The organism is Paracoccus stylophorae (genome assembly GCF_028553765.1).
GTDB classification, from domain to species: Bacteria; Pseudomonadota; Alphaproteobacteria; order Rhodobacterales; family Rhodobacteraceae; genus Paracoccus; species Paracoccus stylophorae.
On the sequence record NZ_CP067134.1, the window covers coordinates 315354 to 330504 of the forward strand.

A 15151-nucleotide genomic window follows, 5' to 3' on the forward strand; every position below is an offset into this window, starting at 1 on the left:
CAGATGCGGCGGAATGCTGTTCATGTATGCCGCCAGGGCGCTGGCCGCGTGGGACCTGCCGGCGGGGGCGCGATCAGCCCAGATAGGCGCGCAGCCCCGGCGGCGGATCGTCCAGCAGCGGGCCGGTGGGCACCGGCGGATGGGCGCGCCCGTCCTCGATCAGGATCGTCTTGGGCGCGAAGGCGCGCGCGTCGTGGGGGTCGTGGGTGACCATCAGCACGGTCGCGTCGGTGTCGGCGACGATGCGCGCCAGCAGATCCAGCATCTCGGATTTCAGGGCCGGGCCAAGTGCGGCGAAAGGTTCGTCCAGCAGCAGCAGCGGACGCGCGCGCAGCAGCACCCGCGCCAGCGCCACCCGGCTTTGCTGACCGCCCGACAGGGTGGCGGGGCGGCGCGTGTCCATGCCGGTCAGGCCCACATCCTCAAGCGCCTGTGCGACGCGGGACCGCTGCGCATCGCTGAGCCGCAGATCGGGGCGCAGCCCCAGCCCGACATTCTGGCCCACCGTCAGATGCGGAAACAGGTTCTGGTCCTGAAACAGCACCGAGACCGGCCGCCGGCCCGGCGGCAGGTCGGTGATGTCCTGCCCGTCCCACAGCACCCGGCCGGTATCGGGCCGAAGAAAGCCGCCGACCAGCGCCAGCAGCGTCGATTTGCCCGACCCCGAGGCGCCGATGACGGCGACGCGCCGGCCGCGCCCGACCCGCAGATCGGCGCGCAGGGTGAAATCGCCGCGGGTGACGGCGGTGTCGCGGAACTCAAGCAAGGCGGCCTCCTCGGTCGAACAGCCAGAACAGCGCGAAGCTGATCGCCATCAGCAGCACCGCGCAGGCCGAGGCGTCGGCCATGCGATAGGATTCCATCAGCTGATACAGTTTCAGCGGCAGGGTCGGGCTGTTGGTGGCAAACAGCGTGATCACGCCCAGATCGCCCATCGCCAGCGCCGCCGCCAGCCCGCCGGCAAAGCCCAGGGGTCGCGCCAGCCGGGGCAGGATCAGCAGCCGCAGCCGCGCCAGTCCGCGCAGATCCAGCGAATCGGCCAGCCGCCCGTAATCGTCGCCCAGGCTTTGCGCCGCCGGGATCAGCGCGCGCAGCCCGAAGGGCAGGGCCATGATGGCGTTGATCGCCACCGTCACCGGCAGCGCCAGCGCATCGGGCGAAAACCAGCCGCGCAGCAGGATGAACAGCCCCGTTCCCAGAACCAGCGGCGAGGCGACGATGGGCAGCATCCCTGCCGCCTCGATCCAGCCCGCGCGCCCGCGCGCGATGGACAGCGCCAGCGTCAGGCACATCGCCAGCGCCAGCCCCGCCGAGATCAGCGCCATGATCACCGACCGCAGCGTCGCGCGCCAGACATCGGGCGGCAGCGACGGCAGGCGCGGCAGACCCTGCGCGGTCACGGCGAGGATGGGCCACAGCAGGAACAGCGCCGCCAGCCCGATGGCCAGAATGTCGGTGCCGATGCGCCAGCCGCCCGGCGCGCGCGGGCGGTGGTCGGCATCAAGCCCGGCCCCGAAGGCGGCGGGAATGCTGATCCAGCGCGCCAGCACCATTGCGGCCACACACAGCCCGATCTGCACCAGCCCCAGCGTCGCGGCGCGGCCTAGGTCGAAATCGAACCGGAACGCCTGATAGATCGCCAGTTCCACCGTCGTGGCCGACGGCCCCCCGCCCAGCGTCAGCGCCACAGCGAACGAGGTCAGGCAGACCAGAAACACCGCCAGCCAGACGCCCGGCAGCACCGCGCGCAGCATCGGGCGTTCCAGATGCCGCGCCACGTCGCGCGGCCCAAAGCCCAGGCTTTCGGCCAGACGGAACCGTTCCGCCGGGATCGCCTGCCAGCCTTGCAGGATCAGCCGGACCGACAGCGGCAGGTTGAAGAACACATGCGCCAGGATCACCCCCTGCCAGCCATAGATGATGAATTCCGGCAGGCCGGCGGCGCGCAGCGCATCGTTGATGGCGCCGTTGCGGCCGAACACCGCGATCAGCCCCATCACCGCCACGATCACCGGCAGGATGAAGGGCGCGCCCAGCAGCGTCACCAGCGCCGCGCGCCCGACAAAGCGCCGCCGCGCCAGCGCCCGCGCCACCGGGATCGCCAGCACCGCCGACAGCAGCCCCGACAGCGCCGCCTGCCAGATGGTGAATCGCACCGCGCGCCAGTCCCACGGTCCCAGCCCCGACAGGCCCTGCGCCTGCCATGCGACGGCGGCCAGCGTGCTAAGGATCAGCGCGGCCAGACCGGCGGCGACCGCCGGCCCGGCCAACCCCGATCTCAGCGCGTGAAGGCGTGCAGCCATTCGTCCAGCGCGGGTTGACGCAGCGCCTCGGCCTCGGTCTCGTCATAGAACAGGGTCTTGTCGGGGCGCGGCAGATCGCGCATCACCTGCGGCCAGTCGTCGCGCGGCAGTTTGGCCGGCATCGACCAGTTGGCCAGAGGGATGGTCTTCTGGAAATCGGGCGTCAGGATCCAGTCCATGAATTGCTGCGCCAGTTCGGGCTGGTCGCTGCCCTTCACCTGCGCGGCCAGTTCGGCCATGAAGTAATGGCCTTCGGGAAAGATCGCGGCCTTCTTCGTCAGGTCGTCTTCGGCGGCGATGTGATAGGCGGGCGAGGTGGTGTAGGACAGCACCATGTCCGCCTCGCCATCGGTGAACATGCCATAGGATTCCGACCAGCCCTTGGTGACGGTCAGCACCTTCGGCGCCAGCTTTTCCCACGCCTGCGGGGCCTGATCGCCATAGACCGCCTTGACCCACAGCAGCAGCGCCAGCCCCGAGATCGAGGCGCGCGGGTCCTGGATCACGAGCTTCAGATCGTCGGGGGCATCCAGCAACTCGTCGAAGCTGGCGGGCGGGTTTTCCAGCCGCGTCTCGTCATAGACGAACGCCGTCTCGCCCCAGTTATAGGGCAGGAAGATGTCGTCGGTCCAGTCGATCGGCAGCGACAGATCGGACGTGTCCTGGCCGTGCGGGGCGAACAGGCCCGAGTCGCGGGCGCGCGCGGTCACGTCGGTGTTCAGGCCGAAGACGATGTCGGCGCGGGTCCGCTCGCCCTCCATCAGGATGCGGGGCAGGATGTCGCCGGTGACGAATTGCAGGTCGCAGTCGCAGAACGCCTCGAACCCCTCTTCGATCCTGGGGCCGGGGCCCCATTCGCTGGCGATATAGTCGCCGGCATAGACGGTCAGGACGGGCCTGTCCTGCGCGGCGGCGGGGGCCGCGGCCAGCAGGGCGAATGACAGAACGGCAAGTCTCATCGCTGTGCCTCCTTTTGCCAGGGTTGCGAAAGAAAGGACAGCGTCACCTTCCCTCCGCCGGGTTCAACCGGATCAGGTTCAACGGGTCCGCACGATGCGTCTCAGCCATGAAGGCCCCCCGAGGTGGGTTCGAATGTAGAGGTTCCACCGCCGGGCGCAAGCGGATAGAACCGCTGGCAGAGACAGGCAGGCAGGCGGATGAGCGATCAGCCCACACCGATGATGGCGCAGTATCTGGCGATCCGGGAGGCCAATCCCGGCGCGCTGCTGTTCTATCGCATGGGCGATTTCTACGAGATGTTCTTTGACGACGCCGTGGCCGCGGCAAGCGCGCTGGACATCGCGCTGACCCGGCGCGGCACGCATGAGGGGCAGCCGATCCCGATGTGCGGGGTGCCGGTCCATGCCGCCGAATCCTATCTGCTGACGCTGATCCGCAAGGGGTTTCGCGTGGCCATCGCCGAACAGATGGAGGACCCGGCCGAGGCGAAGAAACGTGGCAGCAAATCGGTTGTGGCGCGCGATGTGGTGCGGCTGGTGACGCCCGGCACGCTGACCGAGGAATCGCTGCTGGAGGCGCGGCGGCACAATTTTTTGGCCGCTTTCGCGACCGTGCGCGAGGAATCGGCGCTGGCCTGGGTCGACATCTCGACCGGCGCGTTTCAGGTGATGGACTGCCCGCTGCCGCGTCTGGCGCCGGAACTGGCCCGGCTGGCCCCGCGCGAGTTGCTGGCAGCCCAGGGCGCGGGGCTGGACGATCTGGCCGCCGACGCGGGTGCCGCGCTGACCGATCTGGTGGCCGGTGCGTTCGACAGCGCCGGCGGGGCGCGGCGGCTTTGCGCGCTTTACGGGGTCGAGACGCTGGACGGGTTCGGCAGTTTCAGCCGGGCCGAGTTGTCCGCGATGGGCGCCATCGTCGATTATCTGGACATGACGCAGAAGGGCAGGTTGCCGCTGCTGCGCCCGCCGGTGCGCGAACGCAGCGGTGCGGCGATGCAGATCGACGCCGCCACGCGCCGCAACCTGGAACTGACGCAATCGCTGTCGGGCGGGCGCGACGGGTCGCTGCTGTCGGCCATCGACCGGACGGTGACGGCGGCGGGCGCGCGGCTGCTGGAACGCCGCATCAGCGCGCCGGGCCGCGATCTGTCGCTGATCCGCGCGCGGCAGGACGCGGTCGCGATGCTGGTGGACGATCCGCGCCTTGCCGCCGATCAGCGCGAGGCCCTGGGCCGGGTGCCCGACATAGATCGTGCGCTGTCGCGGCTGGCGCTGGATCGGGGCGGGCCGCGCGATCTGGCCGCGATCCGGGCCGGGCTGACGCAGGGGGCGGCCATCGCGGACCGCCTGCCCGAAGATGCGGCGCAGGTGCTGGCCGATGCGGCGCGCGATCTGACCGGCCATGACGGCTTGATCCGGCTGCTGGACGACGCGCTGGTGGCCGAGCCGCCCCTGCTGGCCCGCGACGGCGGTTTCGTCGCGCCCGAGTACGACGACGATCTGGACCGCACCCGCCGCCTGCGCGACGAGGGGCGGGGCGTGATCGCCGGGATGCAGGCCGAATATGCCGCCAAGGCGGGCGTGCAAAGCCTGAAGATCCGGCACAACAACGTGCTGGGCTATTTCATCGAGACGACGGCGATTCATGCCGACCGGATGCGGGCGATGTCGGATATCTTCATCCACCGCCAGACCACCGCCAATCAGATCCGCTTTACCACGGTCGAACTGTCCGAACTGGAAACCCGCATCCTGAACGCCCGCGACCGCGCGCTGGAGATCGAGCGCGACATCTTTGCCCGGCTGCGCGCCGCGGTGCTGGACCGGGCCGCCGCCATCGGGCAGGCGGCGCGCGCGCTGGCAGAGATCGACCTGGCTGCGGCCTTTGCCGACATCGCCACGGGCGAGGGCTGGACCCGGCCGCGCGTCGATGACAGCCGCGCCTTTCAGGTCGAGGGCGGGCGGCACCCGGCGGTGGAACGCGCGCTGAAGCGCAAGGCTGAAAGCTTCGTCGCCAATGATTGCGACCTGACCGCGGGCGACACGCCGGCGATCTGGTTGCTGACCGGGCCGAACATGGCCGGCAAATCGACCTTTCTGCGCCAGAACGCGCTGATCGCCGTGCTGGCGCAGGCCGGCGCCTTCGTGCCCGCGCGGCGCGCCCATATCGGCATGGTCAGCCAGTTGTTCAGCCGGGTGGGTGCCGCCGACGATCTGGCGCGGGGGCGGTCGACCTTCATGGTCGAGATGGTCGAGACCGCCGCGATCCTCAATCAGGCCGACGATCATGCGCTGGTCATCCTGGACGAGATCGGACGCGGCACGGCGACCTGGGACGGGCTGTCCATCGCCTGGGCGGTGATGGAACATCTGCACGCGGTCAACCGCTGCCGGGCGCTGTTTGCGACCCATTACCACGAGATGACGGCGCTGACCGCGCGGCTGGACGGGGTGGAAAACGCCACCGTCGCGGTGCGCGAATGGGAAGGCGACGTGATCTTCCTGCACGAGGTGCGCAAGGGCGCGGCCGACCGGTCCTATGGCGTGCAGGTGGCGCGGCTGGCAGGCTTGCCCGCATCGGTCGTGGACCGCGCGCGCGAGGTGCTGGACGCGCTGGAATCGGGCGAACGCGAGGGGGCGGCGCGTCCCGCCGCGCTGATCGACGATCTGCCGCTGTTCCGTGCCGCGCCGCCCGCGCCCGCCCGGTCCGCAGCGTCGGGCAGGCTGGACGCGCGGATGAAGGACGTGCATCCCGACACGCTGTCCCCGCGGCAGGCGCTGGACCTGATCTATGAACTGAAAGCCCTCAGCGGAGAACAGCCATGAGCGTCAACACATTCGGTCGCGAATTCCGCTTCACCACCTGGGGCGAAAGCCACGGCCCCGCGCTTGGCGCGACCGTCGACGGCGTGCCGCCGGGGGTCGCACTGGAGGAAGGGTTCATCCAGACCTTTCTGGACCGGCGCCGCCCCGGCACCAGCAAGCACACCACGCAGCGCCGCGAACCCGACCGCGTCCGCATCCTGTCGGGCGTGTTCGAGGGGCGCACGACCGGCACGCCGATCCAGCTGATGATCGAGAACACCGACCAGCGCAGCAAGGATTACGGAGAGATCGCGCAGGCGTTCCGCCCCGGCCATGCCGACATCACCTATCACCTGAAATACGGGCTGCGCGACCCGCGCGGCGGCGGGCGATCCTCGGCCCGCGAAACCGCCGCGCGGGTCGCGGCGGGCGGCGTGGCGCAGGCGGTGCTGGCGCATCTGGTGCCGGGTCTGCGCATCACCGGCTATATGGTGCAGATGGGCGGGATGCATCTGGACCGGACGGCCTTCGATGCGGCCGCGATTCCCGACAATCCGTTCTTTCTGCCCGACGCGACGGCGGTCGGGGCATGGGCCGATTATCTGGACGGCATCCGCAAGGCGCAGGACAGCGTCGGCGCCGCGATCGAGGTGCTGATCGAGGGGTGTCCGCCCGGCCTTGGCGCGCCGGTCTATGCCAAGCTGGACACCGATCTGGCCGCCGCGATGATGTCGATCAACGCCGTGAAGGGGGTCGAGATCGGCGAGGGGATGGGGGCCGCCGCGCTGACCGGCACCGACAACGCCGACGAGATCCGCATGGGTCCGGACGGGCCGCGATTCCTGTCCAACCATGCGGGGGGCATCCTGGGCGGAATCAGCACCGGCCAGCCCATCCTGGTCCGCTTTGCGGTCAAGCCGACCAGTTCGATCACCACGCCGCGCCGCACCATCGACCGGCAGGGCAGGGAGATCGAATTGATCACCAAGGGCCGCCACGATCCCTGCGTGGGCATCCGCGCCGTCCCGGTGGCCGAGGCGATGGCCGCCTGCGTGGTGCTGGATCACCTGCTGATGGATCGCGCCCAGACCGGCGGGACGCGCGGCACCATCGGGTAACGGTGCGGCGAAGGGCGCGTTGCCGTCCCCTGTCACGAAAACGTCACGCAAGTGTCGCATCGCCGTCATGTGTCCTGTCTAGGTCACGGTCAGCCCCCGTTGCGGGGACCGACCTACCAAGAGGAATTCCATGACCCGCGTCACCCTTGCCGCCCCGGCTGTTGCCATCATTGCCCTGTCGGCCAGCGCCGCCGCCGCGCGCGACCAGATCCAGATCGCCGGATCGTCCACCGTGCTGCCCTATGCCACCATCGTCGCCGAGGCGTTCGGCGAGAACACCGATTTTCCCACGCCGGTGGTGGAATCGGGCGGCTCGTCCGCCGGGCTGAAACGGTTCTGCGACGGAGTGGGCGAAAACAGCATCGACATCGCCAATGCCAGCCGCCCGATCAAGGACAGCGAGAAACAGGCCTGCAAGGCGCAGGGCGTGACCCGCATCGTCGAGGTGCGCATCGGCTTTGACGGGATCGTCTTTGCCAACGCCGTCTCTGGCCCGGATTTCGCCTATACCCCGGCCGACTGGTTCAACGCGCTGGCGGCCAGGGTGGTGAAGGATGGCCGGATCGTGGAGAACACCGCCACAGACTGGGCGCAGGTGAACCCCGATCTGCCCGACCAGCCGATCCTGGCCTTCGTTCCGGGCACCAAGCACGGCACCCGCGAGGTGTTCGAGGAAAAGGTGATGCTGGCGGGCTGCGAGGACTCGGGCGCGATGCAGGTCTTCGCGGCCGATCTGGGCGACGCGGACCAGGCCCGGCAAGCCTGCATGCGCCTGCGCAGCGACGGGGTGGCGGTGGATATCGACGGCGACTACACCGAGACGCTGGCCCGGATCGACAGCGCGCCGCACGGGATCGGCGTGTTCGGCCTGTCCTTTCTGGAAAACAACCGCGACAAGCTGAAGGTGGGCACGATGTCGGGGGTCACCCCCTCGACCCAGACCATCGCCTCGGGCGAATATCCGGTGTCGCGGCCGCTGTATTTCTATCTCAAGGCGCAGCATATCGGCATGGTTCCGGGGCTGGCGGAATACGCGCAATTCTTCGTCTCGGACCAGCTTGCGGGGCCGGACGGGCCGCTGGCGGCCTATGGGCTGGTGTCGGACCCGGATCTGGCCGCGACCCAAAGCGCCGTGGCCGACGGCACCGTGATCGAGATGCCCTGAGCGGACGGTTCCGTTCCGATCCCCTGTCGCAAAGGAGATCCTCATGCCGATAAGCTGGGCGTTTGCTGTCTGTCTGGCGCTGGCCGTGGCCGGGTATCGGCTGGGGCGCGTCCGCGCGGCGGCGGGCCGGGCGGACCGGCGCTGGCACAGCCGGCCGGTGCATCACGGCATCCGCGTGGCGCTGCTGACGCTGCTGCCCGCGCTGGCGGTGCTGGCGCTGGCGGCGGCTTTGCGGGCGGGCGCGGCCGTCGCCGGTTCGGTCGCAATCGTCGCGGCGCTGGCGGGGCTGGGCTGCGCCCTGCGCCGCATCGGCCCCGACCTGCGGGCGCGCCATATGGTCGAACGGATGGCGATGGGCGTTCTGATCCTGTGTTCGACCGTTGCGATCCTGACCACAATCGGGATCGTCCTGTCGATGCTGTTCGAAACCGGCCAGTTCTTTCGGCAATATCCGTGGCCGCGGTTCTTCTTCGGCACGGAATGGAGCCCGCGTTTTCAGGGCGACAGCCGGTTGGGCATCCTGCCGCTGCTGTGGGGGACGCTGTATATCAGCCTGATCGCGCTGCTGGTCGCGGTCCCCACCGGCCTGCTGGCGGCGATTTACATGGCCGAATACGCTTCGTCGCGGCTGCGGGCCGTCGCCAAGCCCGCCATCGAGATGCTGGCCGGCATCCCGACCATCGTCTATGGGCTGTTCGCGCTGATGGTGGTCGGGCCGCTTTTGCGCGATTATCTTGCGCAGCCGATGGGGCTGGGCAATTCCGGGTCGTCGGTGCTGACCGCCGGGCTGGTCATGGGGATCATGCTGATTCCGTTCGTCAGCTCGCTGTCCGACGACATCATCAACGCTGTGCCGCAGTCCCTGCGCGACGGCGCGCTGGCGCTTGGATCGACCCGGTCCGAGACGATCCGGCAGGTCGTGCTGCCCGCCGCGCTGCCCGGCATCGTCGGCGCCGTGCTGCTGGCCGCCAGCCGCGCCATCGGCGAGACGATGATCGTCGTTTTGGGCGCGGGGGCCGCAGCAAGGCTGAGCCTGAACCCGTTCGAGGCGATGACCACCATCACCGTCAAGATCGTCAGCCAACTGACCGGCGACGGCGATTTCGCCGCGCCCGAGACGCTGGTGGCCTTCGGCCTTGGCCTGACGCTGTTCGCGATCACGCTGGCGCTGAACGTCGTGGCGCTGTGGATCGTGCGCACCTATCGCGAGCAATATGAATGACCGACCTGCCGACGCCCGTCCCCCTGCACGATGCTGCGACACCCGACCGCCCCGCCTCGCTGATGGGGACGGATGCGCGCACCCGCCGCCGCCACGCCGCCGAGACAAGGTTCCGCCGCTGCGGTGCCGCGGCAATCGGCGTGGCGATGGCGGCGCTGCTGCTGCTGATGTTCATCATCGTGCGCGACGGGGCGGGCGCGTTCCGCCAGACCTATCTGTCGATCCCGGTCGCGCTGCCGGCCGAGCGGCTGGACCCGCAGGGCAACCGCGATCCCGCGCAGATGGCGCAGGTGCTGACCCTGGCCTATGGGCCGGTTCTGGACCGGGCGCTGAAACAGGCCATCGCCGATGGCGGCATCCGCGTGCCCGGCCTGTCCGACGGCGATATCGGCGGGCTGATGTCGGATCGGGCGGCGGCGCAGCTGCGCGACCGCGTTCTGGCCGACCCCGACCTGATCGGGGGAACGGTCGCGATGAACGTGCTGGTGAATGGCCGCGTGGACGGGTTCTTCAAGGGCCGCGTCACGATGGACAGCGCCACGGCCGAGGCCAACACCTCGGCCCCGCAACTGCAGCTGGCGCAGGCGCTGAAGGACAATGGCTTGCTGGTCACGCGGTTCAACCCCGGCTTTCTGACAAACCCCGACGCATCCGACCGGCGACCCGAGGCGGCGGGGCTGGGCGTGGCGATCCTGGGCTCGCTTTACATGATGCTGGTGGTGCTGATCCTGGCGGTGCCCATCGGCGTCGCGGCCAGCATCTATCTTGAGGAATTCGCCCCCCGGAACCGCTGGACCGACGTGATCGAGGTGAACATCGCCAATCTTGCCGCCGTGCCCTCCATCGTGTTCGGAATCCTGGGGTTGGCGGCGTTCATCAACCTAGTCGGCCTGCCGCAATCGGCGCCCATCGTCGGCGGGCTGGTCCTGACGCTGATGACGCTGCCCACGATCATCATCGCCACGCGGGCGGCGCTGAAGGCGGTGCCGCAATCCATCCGCGATGCGGCGCTGGCGGTCGGGGCGTCGCGGATGCAGGCGGTGTTTCACCATGTCGTGCCGCTGGCCCTGCCGGGCATCCTGACCGGCACCATCATCGGCCTGGCGCAGGCACTGGGCGAGACGGCGCCGCTGCTGCTGATCGGCATGGTCGCCTTTGTCCGCGACTTTCCCGCCGCCCCGCCCGAGGGGCTGTTCGAGCCAGCCTCGGCGCTGCCGGTGCAGATCTACAACTGGACGCAGCGCGCCGACCCGGCCTTCGCCGAACGCGCCTGGGGCGCGATCATCGTGCTGCTGGCGATGCTTCTGGCCATGAACCTGCTGGCCGTTCTTCTGCGCCGCCGGTTCGAGCGGCGCTGGTAATGCGATCCGCCTTACAGAAAGGAAACCCGGATGTATGACATGAGACAGGCGGAAGGCGTCACCCGGCAGGAGGCCATCAAGATCTCGGCCCGGTCGGTGCAGGTCTGGTATGGCGACAAGCAGGCCATTCGCGATGTCGATGTGGATATTCCCGACAACACCGTGACCGCCTTCATCGGGCCGTCCGGCTGCGGCAAATCGACCTTTCTGCGCTGCATCAACCGGATGAACGACACCATCCCCGGCGCGCGCGTGGCCGGCCGGATCAGCCTGGACGGCGAGGATATCCACGACCGCCGCGTCGATCCGGTGCGGCTGCGGGCGCGGGTGGGCATGGTGTTCCAGAAGCCGAACCCGTTTCCCAAGTCGATCCATGACAACGTGGCCTATGGTCCGCGCATCCACGGCCTGGCCCGCGACCGCGCCGATCTGGACGCGATCGTGGAACGCAGCCTGCGCGACGCGGCGCTGTGGGACGAGGTCAAGGACCGGCTGGCCGAGCCGGGCACCGGCCTGTCGGGTGGCCAGCAACAGCGCCTGTGCATCGCCCGCGCCATCGCCACCGCGCCCGAAATTCTGCTGATGGACGAACCCTGTTCGGCGCTGGACCCCATCGCCACCGGGCAGATCGAGGAGCTGATCGACCGGCTGCGCCAGTCCCTGGCCGTCGTCATCGTGACCCATTCGATGCAGCAGGCCGCCCGCGTCAGCCGCAAGACCGCGTTCTTCCATCTGGGCCGTCTTGTGGAATATGGCGATACCGGCGACATCTTCACCAGCCCCGGGGATTCGCGCACCGAAGCCTATATCTCGGGCCGCATCGGCTGACCCTCAGGAAGGCAGGCACATGAACCGCAACAGACATATCGCGACCGCCTTCGACCGCGATCTGGAAACGATACAGGCGCAGGTCGTGAAGATGGGCGGCATGGTCGAGGCCGCAATCGCCGACGCCTCGGCCGCGCTGGAGGGGCGCGACGAGGATCTGGCCGAACAGGTCCGCCGCCGCGACCGGGCCATCGACGCGCTGGAGGCGCAGATCAACGAGGATGCGGCCCGCCTGATCGCGCGGCGCGCACCCACGGCAACCGATCTGCGGATGGTTCTGGCCGTGATCAAGATCAGCGCCGCGCTGGAACGGGTGGGCGATTACGCCAAGAACATGGCCAAGCGGACGCCGGTGCTGTCGCAACTGCCGGTGATCGACGGCGCGGCGATGGCGCTGCGCCGGATGAACCAGTCCGTCAGCCGGATGTTGCAGGACGCGCTGGACGCCTATATCCGCCGCGACGCCCGGCTGGCCGAGGATGTGCGGCTGCGCGATCTTGAGGTGGACCAGATGTATAACGCGCTGTTCCGCGAGTTCCTGACCCACATGATGGAGGATCCGCGCAACATCACCGCCTGCATGCATCTGCATTTCCTGGCCAAGAATACCGAACGGATGGGCGATCACGCGACCTCGATTGCCGAACAGGTCATCTATCTGGTGACCGGCCGGATGCCCGACGACGCCCGCCCCAAGTCGGACAGCGTGCAGATGGCCGCGCCCGCGCCGGGCGGGGGTTAAGGGCGATGGCCGATCACGCCCCCTGCGTTCTGGTGGTCGAGGACGAAGGCGCGCAGCGCGAGATCCTGCGCTATAACCTGGAATCCGAAGGGTTCGGCGTGGTTCTGGCCGATAACGGCGAAGACGCGCTGTTGCTGGCGCGCGAGGAAGTGCCCGATCTGATCGTGCTGGACTGGATGCTGCCCCGCGTGCCGGGGATCGAGGTCTGCCGGCGCATCAAGGCCGATGCGGGCCTGCGCGACATCCCGGTCATCATGCTGTCGGCGCGCGGCGAAGAGGCCGACCGGGTGCGCGGGCTGGAAACCGGGGCGGACGATTACGTCGTCAAACCCTTCTCCGTGGTCGAACTGATCGCCCGGCTGCGCACGCAACTGCGCCGCACCCGTCCCGCCAGCATGGGCCAGCGGCTGAGCTTTGCCGATATCGTGCTGGATGCCGCCGAACACCGCGTGTCCCGCGCCGGCCGGCCGCTGCATCTGGGTCCGACCGAATTCCGGCTGCTGTCCACGCTGATGGAGCGCCCCGGCCGGGTCTGGACGCGCGAACAGTTGCTGGACCGCGTCTGGGGCCGCGACATCCATGTCGATTCGCGCACCATCGACGTGCATGTGGGCCGGCTGCGCAAGGCGCTGATGCAGCATGGCGGCGACAACCCGGTGCGCACCGTGCGCGGCACCGGCTATGCGCTTGGGTAAGATCTAGGCCGGGTTGCGGCGGATGAAGTCCAGAACCTCGTCGCGGTCCGGAATGGCGTCGCCCGCGCCGGGCCGCGTGACCTGCAACGCCGATGCGGCGGCCGCCAGTCGCAGCGCCGCCGGAATGGCATCGCCGCGATCCAGCGCGGCGGCGAAATAGCCGGCAAAGGTGTCGCCCGCCCCGGTCGTATCGACGGCGGTGACGCGAAATGCGGCCTGCCGGTATGTTTGGCCGGTGCGCAGATCGCGGTATTCGGCCCCGTCCGCCCCGCGCGTGATCAGCAGCCCCCGGACCGGCAGATCGCCCGGCAGCGCCGCGAAAAGCTGCTGCGCCTCGCCCGCGTTCATGGCCAGGATCGACACATGCGGCAGCACCTGCCGCACCGCGTCGATGTCGAACGGCGCGGCGGAATAGATCACCCGCGCGCCGGCCTGCCGCGCCTGCCTTGCGGCTTCGAGCTGACAGCTGGTCTCGTTCTGCAACAGCAGCGTGTCGTCGGGCCCGATTTCGGACAGCGCGCGGCGCAGCGCGTCGCGGTCGATTGCGCGGTTGGCGCCGGGGTGGATGACGATGGCGTTTTCGCCCGCCCGGTCCAGCAGGATGATCGCGTGCCCGGTCGCCTCGTCCGGCAGGCGCTGGATGCCCGCCGGGCAGGCGCCAGTGGCGCGGATACGCTCGATCACCCAGTCATCGCCCTGACCCATCGCGCCCAGATGGCGGGTCCGCGCGCCCGCCCGCGCGGCGGCGACGGTCTGGTTCGCGCCCTTGCCGCCCAGCCCGGTGGAATAGCTGCGCGCGGCCTGCGTCGCGCCGGGTTCCGGCAGGCGATCCAGCCGATAGACATGGTCGATATTGATCGAGCCCAGATTCCAGATCGGCATGATCACCCTTTCCCCTTCGCCTGCATCTGAGCGTCGCGGGTCTGCCTTGTCCAGCGGCCGGGCATGAAAAAACGCGCCCCGGTCAGGGGGCGCGTCGATTGTTCTGGTCCGGTGCTGGGCCGGATCAGTCTTTGGACCGTTTCGCGCCCTTGTGCGGGGCCCACAGACGCTTGTTCGTCAGATACAGCAGCGCCGTCAGCACGATCAGGAACAGGACCGAGACCAGACCGACCATCTTGCGGTCCATCATCTTCGGTTCGGCGGTCCACATCAGGAATGCCGACACGTCGCGCGACATCTGGTCGACCGTGGCCGGCGTGCCGTCCTCGTATGTCACCAGATCGTCCGACAGCGGCGGCGGCATCGAGATCGCCCCGGTCGAGAAGGCGGTGTTGACATAGAACACGCTGCCCGCCTGTTCGACCTCTTCGCCGGTATAGCTGGTCAGCAGGGCATGGATATACTCTGGCCCGCCGATCCCCCTGAACAGCTGGCTGAGCCCGGTGCCGTAGGGGCCGTGGAAACCCGCGCGCGCCTTGGCCATCAGCGACAGGTCCGGCCCCATGCCCATTCCCGTCACCTCGGGGAAATGGTCGGTCGGAAGGCGGGTGCGATCCTCGCCGGTTTCCTCGTCGGTGACTTCGGACATGTTGGCGGCATAGGCGCGGACCTGATCCTCCGGCAGGGCGGGTCCGCCATCATCCGCAAGGGTGCGGATCGGCACGAACTTCATGCCGTGGCAGGCCGAGCAGACCTCGGTATAGACCTGCAGGCCGCGCTGAAGCTGGAACTGGTCGAACTTGCCGAACGGACCCTCGAAGCTGAACGAGATATCCTCGATATGGCCGCCCTCATGTTCGCCGGCGCCGGTTTCGTCATGCGCGCCGCCGCCCGCACCGGCAGAACCGGAATCGATCGTCTCGTCGGCTTCCTCGGCGGTCACGGGCTCTGCCTCGGTCGGTTCCTCCATCTCGTCGCCGATGGCGTCGTCGGTGGCGGCCTCCCCGGCCTCGGTCGCCGCCTCGTCCTGTTCGCCCGCGTCAGCCGGTTCGGCATTGGCGTCTGCGGCGG

Annotated in this window: 13 protein-coding genes and 1 riboswitch; of the genes, 8 read left to right on the forward strand and 5 right to left on the reverse strand. The window is 69.0% G+C overall.

Going from position 1 to position 15151, the window contains the following annotated elements:
- Nucleotides 1-73: 73 nt before the first annotated feature.
- The 3 genes from JHW45_RS01530 to JHW45_RS01540 are packed head-to-tail and all read right to left on the reverse strand — an operon-like array spanning nucleotide 74 to nucleotide 3262.
- A complete protein-coding gene (locus JHW45_RS01530) occupies nucleotides 74-766 on the reverse strand; it encodes a thiamine ABC transporter ATP-binding protein (RefSeq protein WP_272859210.1) in 693 nt (230 codons plus the stop codon).
- The gene (locus tag JHW45_RS01535) at nucleotides 759-2303 is read right to left on the reverse strand and encodes a thiamine/thiamine pyrophosphate ABC transporter permease ThiP (protein WP_272859211.1); all 1545 of its coding nucleotides are present in this window, start codon (nucleotides 2301-2303) and stop codon (nucleotides 759-761) included. Before JHW45_RS01535 ends, JHW45_RS01530 begins: the two co-directional genes overlap by 8 nt.
- The gene (locus JHW45_RS01540; RefSeq protein ID WP_272859212.1) at nucleotides 2279-3262 is read right to left on the reverse strand and encodes a thiamine ABC transporter substrate-binding protein; all 984 of its coding nucleotides are present in this window, start codon (nucleotides 3260-3262) and stop codon (nucleotides 2279-2281) included. The genes JHW45_RS01535 and JHW45_RS01540 overlap by 25 nt, the downstream gene beginning before the upstream one ends.
- A 32-nt stretch (nucleotides 3263-3294) precedes the next feature.
- Nucleotides 3295-3393, reverse strand: a riboswitch (TPP riboswitch).
- Between the two features lie 67 nt (nucleotides 3394-3460).
- Here JHW45_RS01540 and mutS point away from each other — a divergent pair.
- The 8 genes from mutS to phoB all read left to right on the forward strand — a co-directional run bounded on the left by mutS (nucleotide 3461) and on the right by phoB (nucleotide 13198).
- The gene (gene mutS / locus JHW45_RS01545; protein WP_272859213.1) at nucleotides 3461-6088 is read left to right on the forward strand and encodes a DNA mismatch repair protein MutS; all 2628 of its coding nucleotides are present in this window, start codon (nucleotides 3461-3463) and stop codon (nucleotides 6086-6088) included.
- The gene (gene aroC / locus JHW45_RS01550) at nucleotides 6085-7185 is read left to right on the forward strand and encodes a chorismate synthase (RefSeq protein ID WP_272859214.1); all 1101 of its coding nucleotides are present in this window, start codon (nucleotides 6085-6087) and stop codon (nucleotides 7183-7185) included. The genes mutS and aroC overlap by 4 nt, the downstream gene beginning before the upstream one ends.
- A 130-nt stretch (nucleotides 7186-7315) precedes the next feature.
- Complete coding sequence (locus tag JHW45_RS01555; protein WP_272859215.1) at nucleotides 7316-8350, forward strand: substrate-binding domain-containing protein; 1035 nt, start codon at nucleotides 7316-7318, stop codon at nucleotides 8348-8350.
- Between the two features lie 43 nt (nucleotides 8351-8393).
- Nucleotides 8394-9572 (forward strand): phosphate ABC transporter permease subunit PstC, encoded by a 1179-nt coding sequence (pstC, locus tag JHW45_RS01560; RefSeq protein WP_272859216.1) that lies wholly within the window; start codon nucleotides 8394-8396, stop codon nucleotides 9570-9572.
- Between the two features lie 23 nt (nucleotides 9573-9595).
- Nucleotides 9596-10933, forward strand: a complete 1338-nt coding sequence (gene pstA / locus JHW45_RS01565; protein ID WP_419181849.1) for a phosphate ABC transporter permease PstA — start codon at nucleotides 9596-9598, stop codon at nucleotides 10931-10933.
- Nucleotides 10934-10963: 30 nt separating this feature from the next.
- Complete coding sequence (gene pstB, locus JHW45_RS01570; protein ID WP_272859217.1) at nucleotides 10964-11761, forward strand: phosphate ABC transporter ATP-binding protein PstB; 798 nt, start codon at nucleotides 10964-10966, stop codon at nucleotides 11759-11761.
- Nucleotides 11762-11780: 19 nt separating this feature from the next.
- On the forward strand, nucleotides 11781-12503 hold the full coding sequence (gene phoU / locus JHW45_RS01575; RefSeq protein WP_272859218.1) for a phosphate signaling complex protein PhoU: 723 nt from the start codon (nucleotides 11781-11783) through the stop codon (nucleotides 12501-12503).
- 5 nt (nucleotides 12504-12508) lie between these two features.
- The gene (gene phoB / locus JHW45_RS01580) at nucleotides 12509-13198 is read left to right on the forward strand and encodes a phosphate regulon transcriptional regulator PhoB (protein WP_272859219.1); all 690 of its coding nucleotides are present in this window, start codon (nucleotides 12509-12511) and stop codon (nucleotides 13196-13198) included.
- A gap of 3 nt (nucleotides 13199-13201) precedes the next feature.
- Here the strand turns inward: phoB and JHW45_RS01585 are convergent, their stop codons facing one another.
- Together JHW45_RS01585 and JHW45_RS01590 are read right to left on the reverse strand one after the other, a co-directional pair.
- Nucleotides 13202-14080 (reverse strand): PfkB family carbohydrate kinase, encoded by an 879-nt coding sequence (locus JHW45_RS01585; protein WP_272859220.1) that lies wholly within the window; start codon nucleotides 14078-14080, stop codon nucleotides 13202-13204.
- A 124-nt stretch (nucleotides 14081-14204) separates the two neighbouring features.
- On the reverse strand, nucleotides 14205-15050 hold the full coding sequence (locus tag JHW45_RS01590) for a cytochrome c1 (RefSeq protein ID WP_272860505.1): 846 nt from the start codon (nucleotides 15048-15050) through the stop codon (nucleotides 14205-14207).
- Nucleotides 15051-15151: the final 101 nt, after the last annotated feature.